Below are 670 nucleotides of genomic sequence, written 5' to 3' on the forward strand. Positions count from 1 at the left end.
CCGCCCGGCCCCGCCCTGCGACGACCCGACGACGACGTGGCCCCGCATGCGCGCCCACGCGGGCACGTCGTGCTGCGCGGCCGGGTCCGTCGCCAGGACCGTGATCTCGGTCCCGGCGGGCGCGCCGCGCGCCGCACGAGCGAGCGCGATGACCGGGGCGGGGCAGCGCAGCCCGCGCGCGTCGACCGTCGGGACCGGGCCGCCGGGCACTTCGTCGGGCTCCGGGGTCACAGGCCCGTCGCCCCGCCCGCGTGCCGCACGCGCTCGACGACGCCCGGCAGGACGTCGAGGAAGCGGTCGACGTCGTCGGCCCGCGCGCCGCGGGGGAGCGACAGCCGGACGTTCCCGTGCGTGAGCACGCCCATCGCCGCGAGCACGTGGCTCGGCTCGAGCGAGCTCGACGTGCACGCCGACCCGGACGCGACCGCGAACCCGAGCGCGTCGAGCGCGGTGACGAGCGCCTCGCCGTCGACGTAGAGGAACGAGAACGTCACGACGTGCGGCAGCCGGCCGTCCGGGTCGCCGACGACCTCGGCGTCGGGCACCTCGGCGCCGACCCGGGCGCGCACGGTGTCGACGAGCGCGCGCCGCGCGGTGTCCGCGGCGTCCCGGTCGGCCGCGGCGACCTGCAGCGCGACGGCGGCCGCCAGCGCGGCGGGGACGCTCACAC

2 protein-coding genes are annotated in these 670 nt (G+C 79.7%); both read right to left on the bottom strand.

Features of this window, described 5'->3' with window-relative positions:
- Positions 1 to 210: sulfurtransferase TusA family protein (locus CBZ_RS19975; RefSeq protein WP_130783178.1), on the bottom strand; the 210-nt coding region annotated here is incomplete at its 3' end.
- A 17-nt stretch (positions 211 to 227) separates the two neighbouring features.
- Positions 228 to 670: aminotransferase class V-fold PLP-dependent enzyme (locus CBZ_RS19980; RefSeq protein ID WP_130783179.1), on the bottom strand; the 443-nt coding region annotated here is incomplete at its 5' end.

This window comes from Cellulomonas biazotea, assembly GCF_004306155.1.
Taxonomy (GTDB): domain Bacteria; phylum Actinomycetota; class Actinomycetes; order Actinomycetales; family Cellulomonadaceae; genus Cellulomonas; species Cellulomonas biazotea.